This window comes from Aquabacterium sp. T101, from assembly GCF_057219775.1.
Map to the genome: position 1 here is coordinate 91,971 of NZ_JBXVVZ010000004.1, position 23,667 is coordinate 115,637.

At 72.9% G+C, this 23,667-nt stretch carries 21 protein-coding genes; 8 read left to right on the top strand and 13 right to left on the bottom strand.

The window, feature by feature from the left end; all coding sequences use genetic code 11:
* Window positions 1-19: 19 nt before the first annotated feature.
* The 3 genes from AC2EAQ_RS12110 to AC2EAQ_RS12120 all read right to left on the bottom strand — a co-directional run bounded on the left by AC2EAQ_RS12110 (window position 20) and on the right by AC2EAQ_RS12120 (window position 3,844).
* Window positions 20-1,639 (bottom strand): Y-family DNA polymerase, encoded by a 1,620-nt coding sequence (locus AC2EAQ_RS12110; protein ID WP_484644083.1) that lies wholly within the window; start codon window positions 1,637-1,639, stop codon window positions 20-22.
* Window positions 1,599-2,462 carry a translesion DNA synthesis-associated protein ImuA gene (gene imuA, locus AC2EAQ_RS12115; RefSeq protein WP_484644085.1) on the bottom strand — a complete coding sequence of 288 codons (864 nt, stop codon included), beginning with the start codon at window positions 2,460-2,462 and terminating at the stop codon, window positions 1,599-1,601. The genes AC2EAQ_RS12110 and imuA overlap by 41 nt, the downstream gene beginning before the upstream one ends.
* Before the next feature lie 191 nt (window positions 2,463-2,653).
* The gene (locus AC2EAQ_RS12120; protein WP_484644088.1) at window positions 2,654-3,844 is read right to left on the bottom strand and encodes an NAD(P)/FAD-dependent oxidoreductase; all 1,191 of its coding nucleotides are present in this window, start codon (window positions 3,842-3,844) and stop codon (window positions 2,654-2,656) included.
* A gap of 159 nt (window positions 3,845-4,003) precedes the next feature.
* On the opposite strand from AC2EAQ_RS12120, the gene AC2EAQ_RS12125 reads away from it, so the two are divergent.
* The 5 genes from AC2EAQ_RS12125 (at window position 4,004) to AC2EAQ_RS12145 (ending at window position 10,898) form a co-directional block, all read left to right on the top strand.
* On the top strand, window positions 4,004-4,972 hold the full coding sequence (locus AC2EAQ_RS12125; protein ID WP_484644091.1) for a TAXI family TRAP transporter solute-binding subunit: 969 nt from the start codon (window positions 4,004-4,006) through the stop codon (window positions 4,970-4,972).
* A gap of 59 nt (window positions 4,973-5,031) precedes the next feature.
* The gene (locus AC2EAQ_RS12130; protein ID WP_484644094.1) at window positions 5,032-5,463 is read left to right on the top strand and encodes a DUF1850 domain-containing protein; all 432 of its coding nucleotides are present in this window, start codon (window positions 5,032-5,034) and stop codon (window positions 5,461-5,463) included.
* Window positions 5,460-7,688, top strand: a complete 2,229-nt coding sequence (locus tag AC2EAQ_RS12135) for a TRAP transporter permease (protein ID WP_484644100.1) — start codon at window positions 5,460-5,462, stop codon at window positions 7,686-7,688. Before AC2EAQ_RS12130 ends, AC2EAQ_RS12135 begins: the two co-directional genes overlap by 4 nt.
* Window positions 7,689-8,007: 319 nt before the next feature.
* Window positions 8,008-10,110: a CocE/NonD family hydrolase gene (locus AC2EAQ_RS12140; protein ID WP_484644102.1), complete on the top strand. Its 2,103-nt coding sequence runs from the start codon at window positions 8,008-8,010 to the stop codon at window positions 10,108-10,110.
* 161 nt (window positions 10,111-10,271) lie between these two features.
* Window positions 10,272-10,898 carry a hypothetical protein gene (locus tag AC2EAQ_RS12145; protein WP_484644107.1) on the top strand — a complete coding sequence of 209 codons (627 nt, stop codon included), beginning with the start codon at window positions 10,272-10,274 and terminating at the stop codon, window positions 10,896-10,898.
* A gap of 94 nt (window positions 10,899-10,992) precedes the next feature.
* Here the strand turns inward: AC2EAQ_RS12145 and rsmG are convergent, their stop codons facing one another.
* The 3 genes from rsmG to AC2EAQ_RS12160 form a co-directional block, all read right to left on the bottom strand.
* Window positions 10,993-11,628 (bottom strand): 16S rRNA (guanine(527)-N(7))-methyltransferase RsmG, encoded by a 636-nt coding sequence (rsmG, locus tag AC2EAQ_RS12150; RefSeq protein WP_484644849.1) that lies wholly within the window; start codon window positions 11,626-11,628, stop codon window positions 10,993-10,995.
* A gap of 80 nt (window positions 11,629-11,708) precedes the next feature.
* Window positions 11,709-13,691 carry a tRNA uridine-5-carboxymethylaminomethyl(34) synthesis enzyme MnmG gene (gene mnmG / locus AC2EAQ_RS12155; RefSeq protein WP_484644109.1) on the bottom strand — a complete coding sequence of 661 codons (1,983 nt, stop codon included), beginning with the start codon at window positions 13,689-13,691 and terminating at the stop codon, window positions 11,709-11,711.
* A gap of 67 nt (window positions 13,692-13,758) precedes the next feature.
* Complete coding sequence (locus AC2EAQ_RS12160; RefSeq protein ID WP_484644113.1) at window positions 13,759-13,992, bottom strand: DUF2061 domain-containing protein; 234 nt, start codon at window positions 13,990-13,992, stop codon at window positions 13,759-13,761.
* A 95-nt stretch (window positions 13,993-14,087) separates the two neighbouring features.
* Between AC2EAQ_RS12160 and AC2EAQ_RS12165 the strand changes: the two genes are divergently transcribed.
* Window positions 14,088-14,789: a Crp/Fnr family transcriptional regulator gene (locus AC2EAQ_RS12165; RefSeq protein ID WP_484644116.1), complete on the top strand. Its 702-nt coding sequence runs from the start codon at window positions 14,088-14,090 to the stop codon at window positions 14,787-14,789.
* Between the two features lie 106 nt (window positions 14,790-14,895).
* Window positions 14,896-15,090: a YgaP family membrane protein gene (locus AC2EAQ_RS12170; protein ID WP_484644120.1), complete on the top strand. Its 195-nt coding sequence runs from the start codon at window positions 14,896-14,898 to the stop codon at window positions 15,088-15,090.
* Between the two features lie 9 nt (window positions 15,091-15,099).
* Here AC2EAQ_RS12170 and AC2EAQ_RS12175 read toward each other — a convergent pair whose 3' ends face one another.
* The 4 genes from AC2EAQ_RS12175 to AC2EAQ_RS12190 all read right to left on the bottom strand — a co-directional run bounded on the left by AC2EAQ_RS12175 (window position 15,100) and on the right by AC2EAQ_RS12190 (window position 19,459).
* Entirely contained in the window at window positions 15,100-17,232 is a 2,133-nt protein-coding gene (locus tag AC2EAQ_RS12175) for a peptidase domain-containing ABC transporter (protein ID WP_484644122.1), read from the bottom strand.
* A gap of 4 nt (window positions 17,233-17,236) precedes the next feature.
* A complete protein-coding gene (locus tag AC2EAQ_RS12180) occupies window positions 17,237-18,478 on the bottom strand; it encodes an HlyD family secretion protein (RefSeq protein ID WP_484644126.1) in 1,242 nt (413 codons plus the stop codon).
* Window positions 18,475-18,648 carry a hypothetical protein gene (locus AC2EAQ_RS12185; protein ID WP_484644128.1) on the bottom strand — a complete coding sequence of 58 codons (174 nt, stop codon included), beginning with the start codon at window positions 18,646-18,648 and terminating at the stop codon, window positions 18,475-18,477. Before AC2EAQ_RS12185 ends, AC2EAQ_RS12180 begins: the two co-directional genes overlap by 4 nt.
* Before the next feature lie 94 nt (window positions 18,649-18,742).
* The gene (locus AC2EAQ_RS12190; RefSeq protein WP_484644132.1) at window positions 18,743-19,459 is read right to left on the bottom strand and encodes a helix-turn-helix transcriptional regulator; all 717 of its coding nucleotides are present in this window, start codon (window positions 19,457-19,459) and stop codon (window positions 18,743-18,745) included.
* A gap of 185 nt (window positions 19,460-19,644) precedes the next feature.
* Between AC2EAQ_RS12190 and AC2EAQ_RS12195 the strand changes: the two genes are divergently transcribed.
* Window positions 19,645-19,953: a DUF4902 domain-containing protein gene (locus AC2EAQ_RS12195; protein ID WP_484644135.1), complete on the top strand. Its 309-nt coding sequence runs from the start codon at window positions 19,645-19,647 to the stop codon at window positions 19,951-19,953.
* 118 nt (window positions 19,954-20,071) lie between these two features.
* Here the strand turns inward: AC2EAQ_RS12195 and AC2EAQ_RS12200 are convergent, their stop codons facing one another.
* Genes AC2EAQ_RS12200 through AC2EAQ_RS12210 form a run of 3 tightly spaced genes read right to left on the bottom strand, consistent with a single transcriptional unit; the run spans window position 20,072 to window position 23,498 of the window.
* On the bottom strand, window positions 20,072-21,235 hold the full coding sequence (locus tag AC2EAQ_RS12200) for an ABC transporter permease (RefSeq protein ID WP_484644137.1): 1,164 nt from the start codon (window positions 21,233-21,235) through the stop codon (window positions 20,072-20,074).
* Entirely contained in the window at window positions 21,232-21,996 is a 765-nt protein-coding gene (locus AC2EAQ_RS12205) for an ABC transporter ATP-binding protein (RefSeq protein ID WP_484644141.1), read from the bottom strand. Before AC2EAQ_RS12205 ends, AC2EAQ_RS12200 begins: the two co-directional genes overlap by 4 nt.
* Window positions 21,993-23,498, bottom strand: a complete 1,506-nt coding sequence (locus AC2EAQ_RS12210) for an alpha/beta fold hydrolase (protein WP_484644145.1) — start codon at window positions 23,496-23,498, stop codon at window positions 21,993-21,995. The genes AC2EAQ_RS12205 and AC2EAQ_RS12210 overlap by 4 nt, the downstream gene beginning before the upstream one ends.
* Between the last annotated feature and the right edge of the window lie 169 nt (window positions 23,499-23,667).

A 23,667-nucleotide genomic window follows, 5' to 3' on the forward strand; every position in this document is an offset into this window, starting at 1 on the left:
GGTGGGCTGCGGCACGGCCTCACCCGAACACGCCGTGCAGGTACCAGTGCGCCACCGCCTCGCCCGGGCGCTGCTCGCGGAACACCCACAGCCAGCGCCGGTCCGGCGCCTGCGCCACGTGATAGTCGCGGCGCGCCATCGCGGCGTCGAACCAGCCGGCCTCGATGCGCTCGGCGCGGCCGCGCAGCGCCAGCGGACGGCCCTGGTAGAGCGGCCGGCCGCTGGCCGGGTCCTCGGCCAGGCGCGCGGGCTCGGGCAGCAGCCAGGTCGGGCGCGGCGGGGTGTCGGGGGCGGGCGGGGCGGTGCCGCTGGCATTGCCGTGTGCCGTGCCGCTCGAGGTGCTGCCCGCCGTGCGGGCCGCGGCGCCGCGCCGCGCACCGGCCGCCGCTGCGGCCTGCGGCGCGGGCACCAGCTTCATCGCGCGCTCGGGGCGGTGGTCGGCCACCAGCACCGGGCGGCACACGCGGTCGGCGCCCAGGCGCGCGGCCAGGCGGTCGAACAGCGCCTGCGCGTCGGCGGCGCCGGTAGCCCCGGCAGCGCTGCCCTGCTCACGCCACAGCACGGCCTCGCGGCCGGCGTGCGCGCAGGCCTGGTCCAGCCGCAGCATCAGCGCGTACACCGGCGCCGGCAGCACGGTGCGCGACAGCCGCTCGCGCAGCAACAGCTGGATCTGCGCCGCGTCGCGCGTGGGGTCGCCCAGCGCGAGCACCAGCTCGGTGTCGGGCCGCGCGTGGCGCAGGCTGGTCTCGTGGCGCAGCACGAGCGTGAGCCGCGTGGCGGCCAGCCACTGCTGCGCCAGCCAGCCGGCCAGCGGCTGCACCAGGCGCTGCAGCGCGAACACCAGCATCGCCGCGTCGTCGGCACGGTGCAGCAGCTCCAGACCCATCTCGAAGCGCTGCGGCAGCTCGAACCAGGGCTGCGGGTCGGGCGCCTGGCCGTGCGCGCGCGCGATCGCGTCCAGCAGCGGGCCCAGGCCGCGCCGCTGCGCGCCGCTGCGCGGCAGCACGCGCACGTCGCCCAGCGTGCGGCAGCCCACGCCGTGCAGCAGCTCGTGCAGCCGCGCGTCGAGCCCCCAGGCCACCAGCGCGCCGGCCAGCGGCAGCGCGTCCAGGCGCTGCGCCAGCGGCAGCCGGCGCAGCGCGGGCGAGGCCGGCTCCACCCGTGCCAGCACCGCGGCCGCGGTGGCGGTGGGCGCGGCGGCCATGCGCAGCCGCTGCACGCCGCCGGCGCGGGCGGTGTCGCGCACCGCGCGCCACAGCGCGCGCGCGCCGCCGAACAGGCGCAGGCTGGCCTGCACCTCGAGCAGCAGGCCGTCGGGCTGCAGCACCAGCGACGGCGTGAAGCGCGCCAGCGCCAGCGCCAGGCGCTGCACCTGCGCCGCTTCCTGCGCCGGGTCGCGCGCGAACACGCGCAGGCCCGCCGCGAGCGACGCCGCGGTGGCCGCGCTCATGCCCGGCTCGACGCCGGCGGCCGTGGCGGCGGCGTCGGCCAGCAGCACGCGGCGCGCGTCGACCACGCAGCACGGCGGCGTGGCGGCGGCGGCCGTCGCGGGCGCTCCGTCGTCGGCCGCGGCCGCGGGCAGCGCGGCCAGGCAGGCCTCAAGCGGCAGCCCGCTCAGGTGCAGTGCGAACCACAGCATGGGTCGGCAGGTCGGGCGGGGTGGCTGGCGCGGCGTCGGCCGGCGTGGCGATGCGGGCCGGCACAGGCGCCGGGCCGGCAACGGGCGCGGACGGCAGCACGATCGGCGCCGTCGCGGCCGGCGCGGCGCGCCGCGGGGCCGGCCCGCGCAGCGCCAGATGCAGCGGCGCGGCCAGCGGCGGGCCGCGCCGCTTGAACACGTCCACCGCCAGCTGCGACGGGCCGGCGAGGTCCAGCGCCAGGCGCAGCGGCGCGGGCGAGGACTGCGCGCGCGCGGCCGCCGGGCGCAGCGCGAACAGCGGCGTGCGGCCCTCGGTGGCCGCCAGGTGCAGGCGGCGCAGCGTGGCCGGCAGCACCGGCGCCGCGCCCTGCCACCACAGCACCGCGCCCAGCACGCCGGCGCGCAGCGCCTGCTCGGCGGCCCAGGCGGCGTCGGCGGCCTGGGTGGCCGCCTGGGTGATGGCTTGGTGCGACCCGGCCGCGCCCGCCCCACCGGCCGGGCAGGCCACGGTGATCCGGTCGGCCGCGAGGCCGAGCGCGGCCAGTGCCGGCGCATACGGCAGCAGCGGCGGCGCCACCCACAGCACCGGCAGGCCGGCCAGCGCCGGGGCCAGCAGGCGCAGCTCGCCGCAGCCGGGCGCGGGCAGCAGCAGCTCGGTCAGGCCGGCCGCCGGCCAGCCGCCGCCGGGCAATTCGGCGTCGAGCGCGGCGTGGCCGGTGGGGCGCACGGCGTCCGCCCCCACGGCGGGCGCCAGCTGGTCGGCGCGCCAGACCGGCAGCGACGATGCGGCGGCGTCGGGGAAAGCGGGGGCAACGCTGCGCATGGGCAGACGGATCGGCGGGGGGTGGAGGGCGGTTTCAGGGCACTGCGAAGGCTGTATGTTTATACAGTGTTTTTCGCGCCGCGAACACCCTGCGAGCCCGCACGAGCGGCAGGATTGCCGGCTTGGGCGGCCTCCCCGCCCGGCACTTCGCCCGCGCCTCGGCGGGCCCGGCGCGAGCGCCGGCCGCGCGGCTACGACACCGCGCCCTGCCCGTAGCGGCCCACCAGCAGCTCGCCGCGCGCGAAGCGGTCGATCGCATACGGCGCCAGCGGCACGTCGGTGGGCTGGCCGAGCACGGTCTGCGCGATCGCGCGGCCGACGGCCGGCGACAGCTTGAAGCCGTGGCCCGAGAAGCCGAAGGCCACCACCAGGCCGGGCAGCCCGGGCACCGGGCCGAGCACCGGGTTCCAGTCCGGCGTCACGTCGTAGACGCCGGTCCAGCTCGACGCGAGGCCGGCGCTGTCGTAGCTGGGAAAGCGCTCGGCGACCTGGGCCCCGATGTCGGCCACGAGGTCCATCGACACGTCGCCCGGCTCGTTGGACGGCGCGTCGAGCGTCTCGCCCGCGGTGCCCTCGGACACCAGCATCTGGCGCCCGCCGTAGCTGCGGCAGTACAGCATGCCGGGCGAGCCGAGGTCCTTGAACACCGGCATCGCGGCGGTGTAGGCCGGCTCGCCCTGCAGCGCGAGCACGCGGTGGCGCTCGGCGCGCACCGGCATCGGCACGCCGGTCCAGGCCTCCAGCTCGGCGCTCCAGATGTTCTGCGCACTGACCACCGTGCCGGCATGCAGCTCGCCCTGCGCGGTGCGCACGCCGACGACGCGGCCGGCAGCGTCGCGCAGCAGGCCCTGCACCGCCACGCCGGTGCGCAGCGTGGCGCCGCGGCGGCGCGCGCCGCGCGCGAACGCGCTGGCCACCAGGTGCGCGTCGGCGAAGCCGGCCTCGGGCTCGAAGCCGATCAGCGCCGCGTCGTCGAAGCGCGCGATCGGCAGCAGCGACGCCGCCTCGCCCGCGTCGAGCAGGCGCAGCGGGATGCCGCTGGCCTGCTGGTGCGCCAGCGACGCGCGCAGCGCCTCGAGCCGCTCGCCCTCGGGCGCGGCGATCAGGTAGCCGCACCGGACGAGGCCGGCCGAGGCCTCGTCGTCGCCCACGTAGTCGGCGAAGCGCTCGAACGCGGCCCACGACGCACGCGCCAGCGCCACGTTGCTCGGCACCGAGTAGTGCGTGCGCAGGATGCCGCTGGACTGCGCGCTGGTGCCCTCGCCGACCTGGCCGCGGTCGAGCAGCAGCACGTCGCGCACGCCGAGCGCGGCGAGGTGGAAGGCCACCGACGCGCCCACCACGCCGGCGCCGATCACGATCACGTCATGGGGTCGGGTCATCGGCCCATTGTCGGGGAGCGCGTCAGGACTCGGGTCGGGCCGCGCTGCGGGCAAGCCCGGTGGGCCGCGCCGCATGCCGGGGGTATGGTCGCGATCTTGCTACCCCGCCTGCATTCCCCGCACGCACCACCTGCACGCATCAACCAAGGAGCCCTTCAGATGAAAACGAGCTGGAAGTTCGTCGCCGCCGTGGCCATGGCCGCCACGCTGGCCACCGCGGCCGTCGCGCAGCAACGCCTGTTCTTCGGCATCGCCACCGGCGGCACGGGCGGCACCTACTACCCGCTGGGCGGCATGCTGGCGCAGCTGATCTCCAACAAGGCCACCGTGGGCGGCCAGAAGATCAGCGCCACCGCCGAGGCGGCCGGCGCGTCGGTGGGCAACGCCAAGCTGCTGGGCAACAAGGAGATCGAGTCGGCCTTCGTCGCCGCCGACATCCTGGACGCGGCCTACAACGGCACCGGCCAGTTCAACGGCGCGCCGCTGAAGAACCTGCGCGCGCTCGGCGCGCTCTACCCCGAGACGGTGCAGCTGATCACGCGCGCCGACATGGGCATCAACAGCGTGCGCGACCTCAAGGGCAAGAGCGTGTCGTCGGGCTCGCCGGGCTCGGGCCAGTACCAGCTGCTGACCGACCTGCTCAAGGTGCACGGCATGAGCCGCAACGACGTGAAGGAGGACCTGTCCTCGTTCACGCAGGCGGTGGACAAGATCAAGGACGGCAACCTGCACGCCACGCTGATCACCGCCGGCGTGCCCACCGCGGCCGTCACCGACTTCGCGCAGAGCCATGCGCTGAAGGTGATCCCGCTGTCGGGCCCGGAGATCGCCGAGCTGCGCAAGCAGCAGCCCTACTACGCCGAGGTGCCGCTGCCCGCCAACACCTACAAGGGCCAGACGGCCGCCGTGCCGACGCTGGCCGTGATGGCGGTGTGGACCGCGCACGACGCCGTGCCCGAGGCCGTGGCCTACGAGGTGACCAAGGCGCTGTACGAGAACACGGCCATCATGGGCCAGGTGCACGTGCAGGGGAAGAACATCTCGCTGTCCACCGCCACCGCCGTGGGCACCGCGCCGCTGCATCCGGGCGCCGTGCGCTACTTCAAGGAAAAGGGCATCGTCAAGTGACGCGCCCGCGGCACGCCGCCACGGCGGCGTGCTGCCTTGCTGCCGCGCTGGGGGTCGCGATGGCAGCGACGGCCGCGCCGGCCTCGGCCTGCGAGGCCGTGCTGCGCGAGCACCGCAGCGGCACCGAGCTGGCCCGCCTGCCGCTGGACGCGGCGCAGCCCGAGCTGCGCATCGCGTTCGAGCATTCGGTGCTGGGCACCACGGTGGTGGACCGCTACCGCTTCACGCCGCGCCCGCGCCTGGTGGAGGAGCGTTTCGACGGCCAGGGCTACGGCCTGCCGCATGCCGCCGGCCCGGGCGAGACGCTGCAGCGCGACGGCGCCGGCTGGCGCCTCGTGCTCGACCGCGCGGTGGACCCGCTGGTGGTGCGCCCGCTGCCCGCGCAGCGCATGCGCATCGTGCTGGCCGACCGTGAACTGCCGCTGGCCACGCTGAGCAGCGCGGCCATCGAGATCGCCGCCCGCGGCTGCCCGAACCGACCCGCCCCATGACCACAGACGCCCGCACCGACAAAGGCCCCGACACCGACGCCCCGATCGCCCAGGACGAGGTCGACCGGCTGATCGAGCAGTTCGACCCCGAGTCCAACTTCCGCCGCCTGGTGGGGCTGTCGGCCGGCATCGTCACCGTGCTCGCGGTGGCGCTGTCGGGCTGGCACTACTACACCGCGGGCTTCGGCCTGCACAACGAGATCGCGCACCGCGCCATCCACCTGTCGGTGGTACTGGGGCTGTGCTTCCTGGTGTTCCCGCGCCAGACGCGGCTGCCCGGCCCGTGGGAGTGGATCGTCTCCGCCGGCCTGGCGCTGTTCTACGTGACGATGGGCGTGGCGCTGGTGCGCCAGCTCGGGCCCGACGTGCCGGCCGGTGCGCAGGCGATGTTCTTCGTGGTGCTGCTGGCCATCGCCGGGCTGTCGCTGCCGTTCCGGGCCTACGACGGCAGCCATCGGCACATCCCGTGGCGCGACTGGATCTTCGCCGCGCTGGCCGCGAGCTTCAGCCTGTACCTGCTGGTGTTCTTCGACAGCATCTTCATCCAGCGCCCGGGCCAGCACACGCCGGTGGACCTGATGATCGGCGTGATCGCCATCGCGATGGTGATCGAGGCCACGCGCCGCACGATGGGCATCTTCCTGCCGCTGCTGGCGGTGGCCACCGTGCTGTACGGCATCTTCGGGCCCTACCTGCCGGGCGACCTGGCGCACCGCGGCTACAGCGTGTCGCGCGTGGTGGCGCACCTGTACAAGGGCACCGAGGGCATCTACGGCATCCCCGTGGGCGTGGTGGCGACCTTCGTCTTCCACTTCGTGCTGTTCGGCATCATGGCCCAGCTGACCGGGCTGGGTCAGCTGTTCGTCAACCTCGCCACCATCGCGGCGGGCCGCTTCGCGGGCGGGCCGGCCAAGGTGAGCGTGGTGTCGTCGGGCCTGTTCGGCATGATCAGCGGCAGCGCCATCGCCAACACCGTGACCACCGGCGTGATGACGATCCCGCTGATGAAGCGCGTGGGATTCTCGCCGCGCTTCGCCGGCGCGGTGGAGGCCAGCGCATCGTGCGGCGGGCAGATCACGCCGCCGATCATGGGCGCGGCCGCGTTCATCATGGCCGAGACGCTGGGCATCCCCTACAACCAGCTGATCCTGGTGGCGGTGGTGCCCGCGATGCTGCACTACGCGGCGATCCTGTGGATGGTGCACCTGGAAGCCAAGCGCCTGAAGCTGGCCGGCATGCCCGCGCACGAGATCCCGTCGCTGGGCCTCGTGCTGCGCAGCAGCTGGCACCTGTTCATCCCGCTGGTGGTGATGGTGACGCTGCTGCTGATGCAGTACACCCCCTTCCTGGCCGCGTTCTGGGGCATCACGCTCACCGTGGCGTGCTCGTGGATCCCCAAGCTGCTCGGGCCGATGGGCAGGCAGATGACCGGCCTGGCCATCACGCCGCGTGCGCTGGTGCAGGGCTTCGAGATGGGCGCCAAGAGCGCGCTGGGCATCGGCGCGGCCTGCGCCTGCGTGGGCTTCGTGCTGGGCATCACCACGCTCACCGGCATGGGCTTCAAGTTCTCGGCCTTCGTGATCGACCTGTCGGGCACCGCCGCCGCCGCGCTGCATGCGCTGGACCCGCTGGGCTGGTTCGACCTGAAGGACCTGACCATCCTGTTCGGCCTGCTCTTCACCGCCATCGCCTGCATCATCATGGGCTCGGGCGTGCCCACCACGCCCACCTACATCATCCTGGCGTCGATCGTGGCGCCGGCGCTGGCGCAGCTGGGCGTGCCGCAGCTGGCGACGCACTTCTTCGTCTTCTACTACGGCGTGCTGGCCGACGTGACGCCGCCGGTGGCGCTGGCCGCGTTCGCCGCCGCGGGCATCGCCCGCAGCGAGCCGATGCGCACCGGCATGACCGCGTTCCGCCTGTCGATGGGCAAGGCGCTGGTGCCCTTCGCCTTCGTCTACACGCCCGCGCTGCTGTTCGTGGACTTCACCTGGGGCCAGTTCCTCGTGTCCCTGGTCGGCTCGCTGGTGGCGATCATGGGCCTGGGCGCGGCCTACACCGGCTACGCCGGCCGCGACATCGGCAAGACCGCGTTCGTGGCGCTCAACCTGCTGTCGCTGTCGCTGATCTTCGGCCACGCCGGCGTGACCGCCGTGGCCGCGCCGCTGGTGCTGCTGATCCTGGCGTGGCACTGGAAGACGGGGCAGAAGCTGGCGGCGGGGTGAGCGTCTTGCGACGCTGGCGGGTGCCAGCCGCTGTTCTCGTCTGATTCGGCCCCAACATCCACGGCGACCACCGGCCGCATTGGGGCGTACCGAGCCATTCCATGACAGCCAATCGACACCACCACGTCGCCTGATCCTGAAGCGCGAAGCTTGCGCCGTGCGCAAGATGCCCACCCCGACCCATGCCACCCCGCACCCCATGACCTTTCGATGGCTCTGCCTGCTGTTCCTGCTCTGTGGACCGTTGTGTGCTCGCGCGCAGCCGGTCTTGCTCGAAGCTCCGACTGCGCGCCAGATCGGCACCGAGCTGGATGCGCAGATGCTCCGCCTGACCCTCGCGCTGCTGGACCAGCCCGCAGGCGCCGAACCGATGACCCGATGGCGCCTGCAGGCTGCGGCCGGCCGTCATGCCGAAGCCCTGGCCAGCATCGAGGCGTTGCGCACCCAACGCCCCGGTGCGGCCGGACAACCACCACTGTTCCTGCAGCATGAGCTGCACCTGCGCGCCCGGTTGGCCGAGGCCGCAGGCGCAGACTACGCCGGCGCGTGGCGCCAGGCCTTCGCCGCCCGCTTCGGCAGCTTGAGCGATGGTGAAGCCCAGCGCGCCGCCTTCAGCTTCGGCAACAGCCTGCCGCGCCTGCGCAGCGAGCTGGAGGCCCAGCTCGCCCGCACCGCCGGCCGCGCGCAGCTGCCGGCTGCCGAGGCGGTCGAGCTGCTTCGTGCGTGGCAGCTGCACGGCGCCTTCGCCGCCTTCCAGCCGCTGGTGGCCGACGCGTTGCGCGACGACCAGGCACGCCGCTACGTCATCGAGCCCGCGCAGCTCGTGCCGGGCGGCGGCGGCGCGCTGATCCACACCCTGGTCGTCCGCCCCCGCGGTCGCACCGGGCTGACGACTCTTCACACCCACACCATCTACGCCAACGACGACTGGGCACTCGACGACGCTTTGCGCGCCGCTGCCCAGGGCTATGCCGGCGTGGTCAGCTACACGCGCGGCAAGGGCCGCAGCCCCGGGCCGGTCGTGCCCTTCATGCACGAGGGGCGCGACGCCGCAGCGGTCATCGACTGGATTGCGGCCCAGCCCTGGAGCGACGGCCGCGTGGGCCTGTACGGCGGCAGCTACAGCGGCTTCACGGCCTGGGCCGCCGCCAGGCAGCGGCCGCGCGCGCTGAAGGCGATCGCCGCGTCGGCCACCGCCGCGCCGGGCATCGACGTGCCGATGGAGGGCGGCGTGTTCCTCAACTTCATGTTCGCGTGGCCGCACTACACGACGAGCAACTCCGGCCTGAACGACGCGCTGTACGGCGACAGTGGGCGCTGGGCTGCGCTCAGCGAAGGCTGGTACGCCAGCGGCCGCGCCTACCGTGAGTTGCCCAAGATCGACGGCCTGCCCAACCCCTGGTTCAGCCAGTGGCTGCAGCACCCTCGCTACGACACCTATTGGCAGCGCCTCATCCCCCAGGGCGCCGAGTACGCAGCACTCGACTTGCCCGTGCTCGCCACCACGGGCTACTTCGACGGGGCGCAGATCGGTGCGCTGCACTACTGGCGCGAGCACCTCAAGGCCCGCCCCGATGCCGACCACCGCCTGCTCATCGGCCCCTTCGAGCACTTCGCCATGCAGCGCGGCGTGCCGCCCGTCGTGCAGGGCTATCCGACCGACGCCGCTGCGCGCATCGACCTGCAGGCGCTGCGACTGCAATGGTTCGACCATGTCTTCAAGGGCGAGCCGCTGCCGCCGCTGCTGGCCGGGCGCATCAACTGGCAGGTGATGGGCGCCAACCGCTGGCGACACGCCGACTCGCTCGACGCCATGCCCACCGAGCGGCGCCGGTTGCACCTCGTGCCGGGTGGCCTGCGCGAGCAGCCCCAAGCCCAGGCGCAGAGCCTGCAGACGGTGAACTTCCGCGACCGCCGCGACGCGGCCTGGCGCGCCCCCGACACCGTGCTGCTCGACGCCCTGCCCGCGCAGGCTGGACTGGTGTTCGAAAGCGAGCCCCTCGGCGCGCCGCTGGAACTGGCGGGTGCACTGCAGGGCGAGCTGCACTTTCGCATCAACAAGCGCGACGTGGACCTTGCCCTGTCCGTCTACGAGCGCACCGCCCAGGGCCAGTACCTGGAACTGGCCTGGTGGCTGCAGCGCGCCAGCCACGCCGCCGATCCGCGCCAGCGCCAGCTGCTTCGGCCGGGCGCGCTGCAGCGCCTGGTGCTGAGGGACACCCGCCTGCTCGGCCGCCAGCTGGCCGCCGGCAGCCGGCTCGTCGTCACCCTGGGCGCCGTGAAGCAGCCCGACCGGCAGCTCAACCTGGGCAGCGGCAAGGAGCCCGCCGACGAAACGCTGCGCGACGCCGGTGCGCCGCTGCAGTTGCGCCTGCAAGGCAGCAGCTTCGTCGACTGGCCGGTGCGGCGACCTGGCGACTGAGTCGTCGTCAGGTACCAGTGCGGCCTCTATCAGCAGCGCATTGAACCGATGCCACCGATCCCCACGGCGCCTGCCAGCAGTCCGGCTCAGAAGCAAATGTCTCAACGAGCGACGAGGACCCCGCTGGACGCGACGCGAATTGCCTGCAAACTCTGGCGGAAATGCAACGTCGCCACCTGATCGGCACGGCGTGCCTGGCGCCCCTGCTCACCGGCTGCATCTACAGCCGCACCTTCGAGCTCGAGTGGGAGGAAGAGGCCTTGCAGCCCGACGGGCGCATCGTCGTCGTTCACCGCAAGGAGAAGTACGAGCGGCTCACGCAAGGCTTCACGCCCTATGGCGGACGGAACCTGTTCTGGGAGTCGACCCTCACGATCGATGCCGGTCCACCGGTGGGGCGGGTCCGTCAGCTGTTCCGAGGCTTCTGGCCGATGTTTGTCGGTGATCACGCGAACGTCTGGTACGCGGTCATTCGGGGTCGCTACCCAAGCCTGCCTCCCGGGATCGAAGCCCAGAACTGGGGGAACTTCGAAACCGACTCCTCGCAGTTGGCCATCAAGATGGTTGACGGCGCATGGCGGCCGATCTCGTTGATGGAGCTTCCCGAGGTTTTCCAGAAGCCCAACTTGCTGATCCCGGCCGAAGACTTGTCCAAACTCGCCCGGTTCGATGGAAAGCGCGTGCGCTTGAGCGACAAGAGTTCCGTGGGACAGGAACCCAGCAGTCCGAGTTCCGCGCTTCTTCTCAGGCCAAGACCGGCATCGCAAAAGCTCGATCGCCGGCCTTAGTCCATCGTTGCGAGCGCGCGGCAGTCACGCGCGTTCCCGCGCTGCACAGCTTGCCACCAGCAACGCCGCATGTGTGCGCACGCTTGCGGAAAAATCATTTGCTGGTGCGGGTCTCTGACAATGCCGAGCCCGTCGGCCCCAGCCACACCAGGCACCGCTCCGCCTCCAGCCCGGGCACCTGCAGCGGCTCCACGGCCTGCACCTGCACGCCCGGCGGCAGGGCGGTGATCTCGTCGGCGGGGGGCTTGCCCTTCATCGCCATCCACATGCCGCCCGGCGCCAGCAGGGGCCGGGTCAGGCGCACGAAGTCGGGCAGCGACGCGAAGGCGCGCGAGGTGATCACGTCGAAGGGCCGGGCGGCGCGCAGCGCCTCGACCCGGGCGTGCTCGGCGTGCAGGTTGGGCAGCGCCAGCTCGGCGGCCACCTGGCGCACGAAGGCGGCCTTCTTGCCGACGGTGTCGACGCAGGTCACGTCCCACGCCGGGTCCACGATGGCCAGCACCACGCCGGGCAGGCCGCCGCCGCTGCCCACGTCCAGCACGCGCAGCGGCTTGCCGGCGGCGTGTCGACGCAGCGGCGCCACCACGGCCAGGCAGTCGGCCAGGTGCTGGGTGCGCATCTGCGCCGGGTCGCGCAGCGCGGTCAGGTTGTAGGTGTCGTTCCACTTGGCCAGCAGCGCGCGGTAGGCGGCCAGCCGGGCGGCGGCCACGTCGGGCAGCGCCCAGCCCATGGCGGCGGTGTCGGCCTGCAGGGCGGCCGCCAGCGTGGCGCTGTCGTTGGCATCGCCGGCGTCGGCCGGGGGCGCGGTGCTCAAGCGGCCTGCCCGGCGCTCGGGCGATCAGCGGCCTGGCGGTCGCCGGAAGCAAAACCCTTGAAGCGGCCCTTCTTCAGGTGCACCAGCAGCAGCGAGATCGCCGCCGGCGTGACGCCGGAGATGCGCGACGCCTGGCCCAGCGTGGCCGGGCGATGCCGGCTGAGCTTCTGCCGCACCTCGTGGCTGAGCGCGGTGACCTGGGCGTAGTCCAGCGTGTCCGGCAGGGCGAGGTGTTCGTAGGCGGCGGCGCGCTCCACCTCGTCCACCTGCTTGTCGATGTAGCCGGCGTACTTGGTGGCGATCTCCACCTGCTCGATCACGGCGCCGGCCAGCGGCGCGCCGAGTTCGGCTTCCAGCGTTTCACGTGAAACACCGGCGTCCGGCCGGGCGATGGTGGCGATGGCGGCCACGGTGTCGAAGCCCACGCCGGGGCGGCGCAGCAGGTCGATCAGCGTGTGCTCGTGTTCCAGCGCCTTGCCCACCAGCCGCTCGGCGTCGGCCGCCGGCAGCAGGCCGGGGTGGACCCAGGTGGACTTCAGGCGCTCGGTTTCACGTGAAACCGCGTCGCGCTTGCGGCAGAAGGCGTCCCAGCGGGCGTCGTCCACCAGGCCCATGCGGCGGCCGGCTTCGGTGAGGCGGGCGTCGGCGTTGTCCTCGCGCAGCTGCAGCCGGTACTCGGCGCGGCTCGTGAACATGCGGTACGGCTCCGACACGCCCTGGGTGACCAGGTCGTCCACCAGCACGCCCAGGTAGGCCTGGTCACGCCGCGGCGTCCAGGCCGGCTCGCCCTTCACCTGCAGCGCGGCGTTCACGCCGGCGTACAGGCCCTGGGCCGCCGCCTCCTCGTAGCCGGTGGTGCCGTTGATCTGGCCGGCGAAGAACAGGCCCTGGATCGACTTCGTCTCGAAGCTCGGCCGCAGCTCGCGCGGGTCGAAGTAGTCGTACTCGATGGCGTAGCCCGGCCGCAGGATGTGCGCCTGCTCCAGCCCCACCATCGACCGCACCGCCGCCAGCTGCACGTCGAACGGCAGCGAGGTGGAGATGCCGTTCGGATAGAACTCGTGCGTCGTCAGGCCCTCGGGCTCCAGGAAGATCTGGTGGCTGGTCTTGTCGGCGAAGCGGTTGACCTTGTCCTCGATGCTCGGGCAGTAGCGCGGGCCCACGCCCTCGATCACGCCGGTGAACATCGGGCTGCGGTCGAAGCCGGCGCGGATGATCTCGTGCGTGCGCTCGCTGGTATGGGTGATCCAGCACGGCACCTGGCGCGGGTGCATCGCCGCGCTGCCGACGAAGCTGAACACCGGCACCGGGTCCAGGTCGCCCGGCTGCTCCTCGAGGCGGGCGAAGTCGATGCTGCGGCCGTCCAGCCGCGGCGGCGTGCCGGTCTTCAGGCGCCCCTGCGGCAGCTTCAGCTCCTTCAGCCGCGCCGACAGGCTCACCGCCGGCGGGTCGCCGGCGCGGCCGGCGCTGTAGTTCTGCAGGCCCACATGGATGCGGCCGTCGAGGAAGGTGCCGGCGGTCAGCACCACCGCCCGGCCGCGGAAGCGCAGGCCCACCTGGGTGACGGCGCCGACGACGCGGTCGCCTTCCACCATCAGGTCGTCCACCGCCTGCTGGAACAGCCACAGGTTCGGCTGGTTCTCCAGCCGACGCCGGACGGCGGCCTTGTACAGCACGCGGTCGGCCTGGGCCCGGGTGGCGCGCACCGCCGGCCCCTTGCTGGAATTGAGGATGCGGAACTGGATGCCGGCTTCGTCGGTGGCCAGCGCCATCGCGCCGCCCAGCGCGTCCACCTCCTTGACGAGGTGCCCCTTGCCGATGCCGCCGATGCTCGGGTTGCAGCTCATCTGGCCCAGCGTCTCGATGTTGTGCGTCAGCAGCAGCGTGGCGCAGCCCATGCGGGCAGCGGCCAGCGCCGCCTCGGTGCCGGCATGGCCGCCACCGACGACGATGACATCGAACTCCTGGGGATGCAGCACGGCTGGGCCTCGAGAAAACCGCGGGGGCGACCACGCCGCGGTGGTGGCGCAAGGCGCCGGCGCGGCGTCAGGCGACGGATCGCCTCGGAATGGGATGCCCAAATTTTAAGCGGGCCGCCTGCCATGCCGCGACCGCCCGGGGATGGCCCCACCACCGATCGAAGAAGTAATGCGCGACGGTGTTCACCAGCGGTTCCACGAGCGTGATCGCGCCGGCGATGGCCACGCTGCCGGTGAGCGCATAGCTCACGCCGAACGCGATGCACAAATGGATGGCGCCGAAGGCTGCAGACTTGGCCACAATCGGACTCCTCGATCGGTGAAGACGATGGATAGTCTGCGCCAATCGCTTTGTCTCATCCAATTGTCTATGTCGATCCCGCCGATCGACGCCCCATGACCGACCCGCATCCGCTCGCCGCCCTGCTCGGCGCCACCTACCCGGCGCTGGCCTCGATGCCCGCCGACCTGCGCGACCCGGTGCTGGCCGGGCACGCGCAGGCCTTCGACGTGCCGGCCGGCACGACGCTGTTCGACGAAGGCTCACCCTGCCGCGGCTTCCCGCTGGTGCTGTCGGGCGAGGTGCGGGTGGCGCGCGGCTCGGCCCAGGGCCGGGCGCTGGAGCTGTACCGGGTGACGCCCGGCGAGGTGTGCGTGGTGTCCGCGTCCTGCCTGTTCGGCCACCGCGCGATGGCGGCGCACGGCACCACGGCCGCCCCGACGCAGCTCCTATTGCTGGACCCTGCTGGCTTTGAGCGATGGTGTGCGCACGCTCCGTTTCGCAGTTTCGTGTTCGGCGTGTTCGCCGAGCGGCTGGCCGACCTGATGACGCTGGTGGAAGCGGTGGCCTTCCAGCGGCTCGACCGGCGCCTGGCCGACGCCCTGCTCGGCCACGGCAGCGTGGTCCACGCCACCCACCAGACCCTGGCCGACGAGCTGGGCACCGTGCGCGAAATCGTCACCCGGCTGCTGCGCCGCTTCGAGCGCGCCGGCTGGCTGCGCCTGGCGCGCGAGCGCATCGACATCCTCGACGCCGGCGCCCTGCGCGCGGTGGCCGAGGGCACGGCCCCGCCGGCCGCCCCCCGCGCCGACGCTTGAGGCCGCGCAAGGCGTCGGTGACTGCGGTCACCGACCGCACTGGCCTCCCGGCGCACACTGCGGACACCGCGGCGGTTTCGCCGCTTCTGTCGCAGGAGACCCTCTCATGAAGACCAATGTCGGTTCCATCGATCGCATCGCCCGTGTCGTGATCGGCGTCGTGCTGCTCGGCCTGGCCTTCACCGGCACCATCGGCGCCTGGGGCTGGATCGGCGTCGTGCCGCTGCTCACCGCCGCCATCGGCAACTGCCCGCTGTACAGCGTGCTCGGCTTCTCGACCTGCCCGGTCAAGAACGCCTGACCGGGGCGCTCAGACGCGGCCTGCGCCCGGCACCGAGCGCAGGTCCTGCGACACGCGCCCGTCCTGCAGCACCACCACGCGCGACGCGCTGGCGATGGTCTCGGGGCGGTGCGCCACGATCACCCGCGTGAGCGCCAGGCGCCGGATGTTCTGGTTGACCTGCCGCTCGCGCTCCACGTCCAGCGCGCTGGTGGCCTCGTCCAGCAGCAGCACGCGCGGCCGCTTGTAGAGCGCGCGCGCCAGCAGCAGCCGCTGCTGCTGCCCGCCGGACAGGCTGGCTCCGGACTCGCCCACCAGCGTGTGGTAGCCCATCGGCATGGCCTCGATCTCGTCGTGCACCGCGGCCATGCGCGCGCACTCCACCATCCAGTCCAGGTCGGGCACGGCGTCGAAGAAGCAGATGTTGTCGGCCACCGACCCGGTGAGCAGCGTGTCGTCCTGCATCACGGTGCCCACCATCGACCGCCACTGCGCCAGACCCAGCTGCGCCAGCGGCAGGCCGCCCACGCGCACCTCGCCGGCCTGCGGCGCGTGGATGCCCAGGATCACCTTCAGCAGCGTCGTCTTGCCGCAGCCCGACGGGCCGACGATGGCCACCGCCTCGCCCGGCTCGATCAGCAGGTTCACGCCGCGCAGCACGTCGGCCTCGTTGTCCGCATAGCGGAACGACAGCCCGCGCAGCTCGATGCCGGCGTCGAGCGAACGCTCGGCCAGGCGCGGCACGCCCATGTCCTCCGGCGCGGCAGTCACGATGTCGGCCAGGCGCTCGCCCTGCAGCCGCAGCATGCGCAGTTCCACGCCCTTGTCGATCAGCGCGCTGACCCGCTGCGCGAACTGCTCCTTGAAGGCGACGAACGCGAACAGCATGCCCACCGAGAAGCGCTGGTCCATCACCATCAGCGCGCCCACCCACACCACGGCCACGCGCTCGACGCCGAACAGCAGCCGGTGCAGCACCGAGAACAGGATCTCCAGCTTGCGTGTGGCCAGGCCCGCGTTCATCGCGTCGACCACGCGGTTCATGAAGCGCGCCTGCCGGTCGGCCTGCCGGTTGAACAGCTTGATCGCCTGGATCGAGCGCAGCGACTCGAGGAAGTGGCTCGCCTGCTGCGCCTCGTGCACCAGCGTCTCTTCCGTGGCCTGGCGCAGCGGCCGGAAGAAGGCCCAGCGCAGCAGCGCATACGCGCCCACCGCAGCCAGCACGATGGCCGTGAGCGTGAGGCTGTAGAACGCCATCATCGCCAGCGTGGCCACCACCAGCAGGCCGTCGATCAGCGCCTCGACGAAGTGCGTCGACAGCGTCTTCTGGATCTGCTGCACCGACGCGAAGCGCGACCACACGTCGCCCGCATGGCGCTTGTCGAACCAGGCCACCGGCAGCCGCATCAGGTGCGCGAACACGTTGCCCAGCCACTGCAGGTTGAGCGTGGCCGACAGGTGCAGCACCGCCCACGAGCGCAGCGCCGCGGTGCCGGTCTGCAGCAGCACCAGCAGCACGAAGCCCACGCCCAACGTCAGCAGCAGGTCGCGGTCGGCGCTGACCACCACGTCGTCCACCACCCACTGCAGCAGGAACGGGCTGCCCAGCACGAAGGCTTCCAGCGCCAGCGCCAGCAGGAGGATCTGCGCCAGCGAGCGCTTCAGGCCGTGCACCGGGCCGATCAGGTCGGCCAGCCGCACCGTCTGTCGCTCCACGCGCGGCGCGAAGTCCGCCGCCGGCGTCAGCTCCAGCGCCACGCCGGTGAAGTGGCGCGACAGCTCGGCCAGCGACAGACGGCGCACGCCGCGCGCGGGGTCGTGCAGCGTGGCCACGCCGCCGCGCAGGTCGGCCAGCACCACGAAGTGGTTCAGGTCCCAGTGCAGCACGCAGGGCAGCGCCAGCTGCTCCAGCTGCTCGGGCTCCACGCGCAGCGCGCGCGGGTTGAACTGCAGCTCGCCGGCCATGCGCACCAGGTCGGCCATCGTGGCGCCCTTGAGCGACAGCGAAAAGCGCTGGCGCAGCGTCGGCAGATCGGTGCGGTGGCCGTGCGCACCGGCCACCATCGCCAGGCAGGCCAGCGCGCACTCGGCGGCCTCGGTCTGCAGCAGCAGCGGCACGCGCCGCGAGCCGAAGGGCGACAGCTTCAGCGCGTCGACCGACATCGCGCTACACCCGGCCGGCCACGCCGAGCACCGGCGCGAACAGCCACTCCACGAGGCGGCGCCGCTCCACCGGCACGTCGGCCTCGAGCTGCATGCCCGGCACCAGCGGCCGCGCCTCGGCGCCGGCGGGCACGTCCTGCCGCGCCAGGGTCACGGCGATGCGGTACATCGGCTCGCGCGGCGTGCCCGACAGGCCGCTGATCTCCGCCGGCGACACCGGCGCCAGCGACACCTGCTCGATCTGCCCGTGCTGCTGGCCGTACTTCTGGTACGGGAACGCGTCGTAGCGCAGCAGCACCGGCTGCGCCGTGCGCAGGAAGCCCACCGCGCTCGACGGCGCATACAGGTGCGCCTGCAGCCTGGCGCCCGCGGGCACCAGGCTGGCCAGCGCCACGGCCGGCGTCACGGTCTGCCCCGGCTGCGCGTTCAGGCCGCTGACCACGCCGTCCTGCGGCGCGCGCACGACGAGGCTGCGCCGGCCTTCGGACTCGGCGCCGGCCTGCGCCAGCTCGGCGCGCTCGCGCACGATCTCGCCCTGGCGCCGCGCGTGTTCCAGCGGCAGGTCGCGCCGCTGCGCTTCCAGCGCCGCCATCTCGCGCGCGTGCAGCCCGCGCTGGCGGTCCAGCGCCTTGGCCTGCGCCTGCAGGCCCAGCAGTTCCTCGGCCTTGGCCTGCACCTGGGCCGGCGACACGAAGTTGTCGGCGCGCAGCGACTCCAGCCGTGCCCTCGCCTCCTCGGCCAGGCGCACGCGGCGCTCGGCCAGCGCCGCCTCGGCGTCGAGCGCCTCGCGCTCGCGAAGCATGTCGGCCCAGCGCCGCGCCAGCGCGGCGGACTGGCTCTGGTACAGCGCCTCCTGCTGCGCCGCGGCGGTGGCCAGGCTGCCCTCGCGCGCGGCCAGCGAGCGCTGCACCGCCGCCTGCGTGTCGCCAGACACCGCCGAGCGGTCGAGCGACAGCACGAACAGCACGTCGCCAGCGCGCACCTGCTGGCCGTCGGCGACGCGCCGCTCCAGCAGCACCGCGTCCTGCGGCGCCACGAGCCGGATCACGCCCCGGTCGGGCACGAGCACACCCGTCACGCGCACCTTGCGCGTGTACTCGCCCAGCACCAGGAAGGCGCCGAGCATCACCGCGATGCCGACCGCGGCACCGGTCAGCCAGGCCAGCGGCACCGGCCGGACGAGCTGGATCTCGCCGACCCAGGAGGTGCGGCGCGACTCCAGCACCTCCGGGCGGAAGAGGTTCACCACCCCTTGTTGGGGCCCTGGGTGTTGCCGCCGACGCCGCCGCTGACCTGGCGCAGCTGCTCGCCGTCGAGCGTGCGCAGCGGCTCGGCCGCGACGCGACGGGCCTGGCCGCGCGGCTGGCCCGCCAGCTTGGCAACCCAGCGAAGGATGGTGCTTTGTGCGACTTTCATGCGCGCTCCTGTAATGAATGGGGCGGTTTCGTTCCGCCGACACCATTCAAACAGCGCGCGCGTTAGCGCGGTATCGTCAACTCTTACGAGGGCGCTAGTGGATCAGGCCCAGTCGAAGCGCCTTGAGCACCGCCTGGTGCTTGGAGTTGCACTGCAGCTTCTTCATCGCGTTCTGCAGATGCTGCACCGTGGTGCGCTCCGCAATATTCAGTAACTGGCCGACCTCCCAGGCGGTCTTGCCTTCCATGGTCCAGCGCAGCACGTCGAGCTCGCGCGGGGTCAGCGCCGGCCGCTCGGGCTGCAGCGCCTCGGAGATCAGCACGCGCATCGCGGTGTCCTGCGCATGCACGGCGAACAGCTGCAGGTCGGCCACCAGCCGGGTCAGCTCGATGCGGTCGGCTGGCAGCGGCTGGTCGCGGTCCACGCCGAGGAAGAAGTGGCGGCCTTCGGGCAGGTGCAGCGCCATCGCGATGCCGTTGCGGTAGCCGTACTGCGCCTGCATGTCCCACAGGTCGATCGAGCCCTGGTCGAGGTAGGTCTTCTGGCCCCAGACGATGGGCACCGTGTGGCGCTTGCAGTGCTGCATCACCGGGTCGCGCCGGCCGATGTCCAGGTTCTCGAAGGTCTGCTCGAAGGCGGCCGGCGTGTTGTGCACCGCCACGAACTCGGAGCCCCCCGCGTCGGGCCGGTCGACGATGGCCGAGGCCGACACCGTGTCGAAACCGAGCTGCTGCGCGAAGCGCACGACGACCGACCGGAACTGGGCCTGGTCCTTCGCCTCGAGCACCGACAGGTAGTCGCCTTGCAGCATTTTTTAACGGTTTGACCCGGTCACCTCGGCAGTTCTTACGCCTAGCGCGGCTGCGTCGCCTTCTTCAAACTGCGCGGCGCGCGGGCCCTTCGAGTCCGCAGCAACTGACAGGAGTCGCCATGAACACCTCTTGGACCATTCGCGCCTGGCCGCCCCTATTGTGGCAGGCAGACGGCGCTTCGCGCTTGCAGTTCGACCATCTGGAGACCCAAGTCTTCCCGCCTTCGGACAGCGAAAGCACCGTGTCGGGGCAGACCGTGTGGCGCACCACGGGCGCCGACGGCGAGGCCGGCGTGGCCTGGGACTGGGTGATGCTGTCGCGCGACGTGGTCGCCATGGCCGACCCGATGTGCGTGGTGACCAATCTGCGGCTGCTCGGCCGCAAGGGCGAGGTGCTCACGTCCTGGGAGGCGGCGCGGCACCTGAGCCAGATCGTCTACGGCCTGCCGTGGCAGGGGGAGGTCCAGCGGGCGGTGCGCCAATTGAATGACTGAACCACCCACCCCCGTTGCGCCTTCGGCGCTCCCCCTCTAGGGGGCGAAGCCAGCGGACCGGCCGAGCCGGATCCGCGGCTTCTGCTGAACCAGGCCCGGGCTTGCGGGGGGCTGCGCGTCAGCGCAGCGCGGCGGTGCGCAGCTGGTGCGCGACGTAGGCGACGCCGGCGGCGGTGATGGCGGCGCACACCAGCAGGGGCACGCCCACGTCCAGCGCGGCGACGACGTCGCCCTTGAGCACGCGGTTCATCAGCGTGATCTGGCCCAGGGCGGGCACCCACAGGTGCCAGGGCGACTCGCCGCCCAGGTTGAACAGCGTCACCATCGGCAGCAGCGACACGCCCAGGATCACCACCGTGTTGTTGGCCTGCGCCTCCTTGAAGGTCTTGCAGCGGATGGCGATGGCCATCATCACCGCGGCCAGCGCGGCGGCCAGCGGCGCCAGCAGCAGCAGGAACAGGCCGGCCTCGCGCGCGCCGAACTGGAACATCGCCGCCAGCGTCTCGCTGCGCAGGAGCCACTGCGCGGGCAGGAATGACAGACACGACAGCACCGCGATCAGCATGCCCACCGCGGCCACCGCGCCCCACTTGCCCAGCACCAGCGCCAGGCGCGAGGCCGGGTTCATCAGCAGCGGCTCGAGCGAGCCGCGCTCGCGCTCGCCGGCGGTGGTGTCGAGCGCGGCATTGAGCGCGCCGTACAGCACCGCCATCAGCACGAAGAACGGCAGCATGCCGGTGAAGCGGGCCGCGCGCGACTGCGGGTTGGCGAGGTCGCGCTCCTGCACGTCCAACACCTCCAGCGTGGCCGGCGCGACACCGCGCAGCGACAGCCGCAGCGTGGCCTGCTCGCTGGAGAAGCCGCGCAGCAGCCGCGTCAGCCGGCCCACGCCGGCACCGGCGCGCTGGTTGGCCGACGACGACACCAGCTCCACCAGCGGCTGCTGGCCGGCGGCCAGCTCGGCCTCGAAGTCGCGGCCGATCACGAGCACCGGGTCGCCCAGCTTCTGCGACACGAGCTGCGCCTCGTAGTCGGGCGGCGCGGCGTCGATGCGGTAGGTCTGCCGCTCGAGGTAGTTGCGCAGCGTCGGCGCATGCTCGATGCCGGCCACCACCAGCGTGCGCTCCTCGGCGCGCTTCTCGATGCCGCTGACCAGGGCCGACAGCGCGATCAGCACGATCGGCCCGATGGCCACCGACGACAGCAGCACCATGAACAGCGTGCGCCGGTCGCGCAGCGCGTCCAGCAGCTCCTTGCGGAAGACGACGAAGGCGTTCGTCATGCGCGGGCCCTTTCCTCGGCCGAGAAGGCCAGCTTCACGAAGGTTTCCTCGAAGTCGCTCTCGCCGCACTGGGCGTTGAGCGAGGCCACCATGCCGTCGGCCACGGTGCGGCCGTGCGCAACCACCACCACGCGGTCGCACAGCCGTTCCACCTCCTGCATGATGTGGGTGGAAAAGACGATGCACTTGCCGGCGTCGTCGCGCAGCCGGCGCAGCGCCTCGCGCAGCGAGCGCGTGGCCAGCACGTCCAGGCCGTTGGTCGGCTCGTCCAGGATCAGGTTCGGCGGGTCGTGGATCACCGCGCGCGCCAGCGCCGTCTTCATGCGCTCGCCCTGGCTGAAGCCCTCGGTGCGACGCTCGAGCAGCGGCCGCATGTCGAACATGTCGGCCAGCGTGTCCGCGCGGGCCGACGCGGCGGCCTCGGTCATGCCGTGCAGCCGGCCGTAGTAGACGATGTTCTCGCGCGCCGTCAGCCGCGGGTACAGGCCGCGCGCGTCCGACAGCACGCCCATGCGCGCCAGCGCCTCCTGCGGCCGGGTCGCCACGTCGATGCCGTCCACCAGCACGCGGCCGGCGTCGGGCGGGATCAGCGCCGCGGCCATGCGCAGCGTGGTGGTCTTGCCCGCGCCGTTGGGGCCGAGCAGGCCGGTGATGCGGCCGTTGTCGGCCACCAGGCTCACGCCGTCCACCGCCTGCACCACGCGCGCCTTGCGGCCGCGTCCCTGAACGAAGCGCTTGGCGAGTTGCTCGATGACGATCATTTCGTGCCCCCCTTCGGCGCCAGTGCGGGATCGGGCAGCGCGAACATCGGCGGCCGCGGGATCGCGGTGACGCAGCCGGCGTCCACCGCCAGCGCGTCGGCGTCGGTGGCGGCGTCGACGAAGCGGTAGAGCACGTCGCGCATGCAGCCGATGCCCATCACGCCGTGGCCGGCCTGGGGCACTTCCACATGGCGCGCCAGCGCGCCCAGCGCCTTCGTGGCGCGCTGGCCGTGGCGCGGCGGCGTGACCGGGTCGATGCCGCCGGACAGCACCAGCGTGGCCTGCTGCGCCGGCACCATCGAATAGAACGCCGCGGGCACCTCGGCGCGCGGCAGCGCGCGGCAGGCGTCGCGGTAGACGTCGGCGAAGGTCTCGCCGAAGTCGGCGCCGGGCCGGTCGGTCGCGGCGGCCAGGCGGGGGTAGTCCTCGGCGCAGATCACGGCGAAGTGCATGCCCGCGGCCATCTGCGTGCTGCGCCGCGATCCCGCAAAGCCCACGGCCAGCGCGGCCAGCGGCTCGAAGCGGCCGCGCGTGGCCTCGCCCATCGCCGCGGGCAGCGCGGCGGCCAGCGCCGGCACATACAGCGGCCCGCGCAGCAGGCCCGCCAGCATCGGCGCGCTCATCTCCACGGTCTCGGGCCGGCCCGTCACCGGATGCGCCAGCGTCACCTTGCGCGGCAGCGACGCGCGCAGCGCGGCCCAGCGGCCGGCCAGGCCCGGCTCGCGCGCGTTGCAGGCGGCGTCCTTCGCGCAGGCCGCCAGCAGCGCGTCGAGCGCGGCCTGGTTGTCGGGCGAGAACGACGCCGGCAGCACCATGTCCGGCGGCGCCACGCCGTCGATCACCGCGCGGCGCACGCGCTGCGGGAACTGGCGCTGGTACTCCAGCACCGCCCGCGTGCCGTAGGAGCCGCCGATGGCGTTGATGCGCTCGGCGCCGAGGGCGGCGCGCACCGCGTCGGCGTCGGCCATCGCGATGGGCGTGGTGAAGAAGCGCAGGTCGCCGTAGGGCAGCGCCTGCAGACGCGTCAGGCACTGCGCCAGCCGCTCGCGCGCGCGCTGCAGGTCGAACTGCTCGGCCAGCGGCAGGCCCGGGTCCTCGGCCTCGCACTGCAGCGGCGCGCTGCGGCCGGTGCCGCGCTGGTCCACCAGCACGATGTCGCGCCGGTTGCCGAAGCGGCCCAGCAGCATCGCGATCTGCGGCGCGAGGTCGATCGCGCTCTGGCCCGGGCCGCCGGCGAAGAAGAACACCGGGTCCGGCTTCTTGTTGCGCGCCAGGGCCGGCAGCACGGCGTAGTGGACGTCGATCTGCGGCCCGTCGGGCCGGGCCGGGTCGAGCGCCCGGCGCACGGTGCCGCACAGGGCCTCGTGTTCGACGCCGCGCAGGCGGCAGGCAGCGGGCGGTGCGCCGGCGGCGCCGGTGGCACCGGCGGCGGAGGCTTCGGCGGGCCAGGCCAGCAGCGCGCCCGCGAACGCGGCTGCGGCGATGAGCAATGGGTTCGGCATGGGGGCATTGTCAGCGCGGCCCCGACCGCCCGGCCCAAGACGCGGGCGAATGGCCGTTTGCGGTGCGCGAGCGGCCGGCCGGGCTGGCGAGTGGCGGGCCGGCGCCTGCAAGCCGGAGCACAAACCGCTATCGTGTCCGGCCGTCCTACTTCCAGAAGACCCCGACACC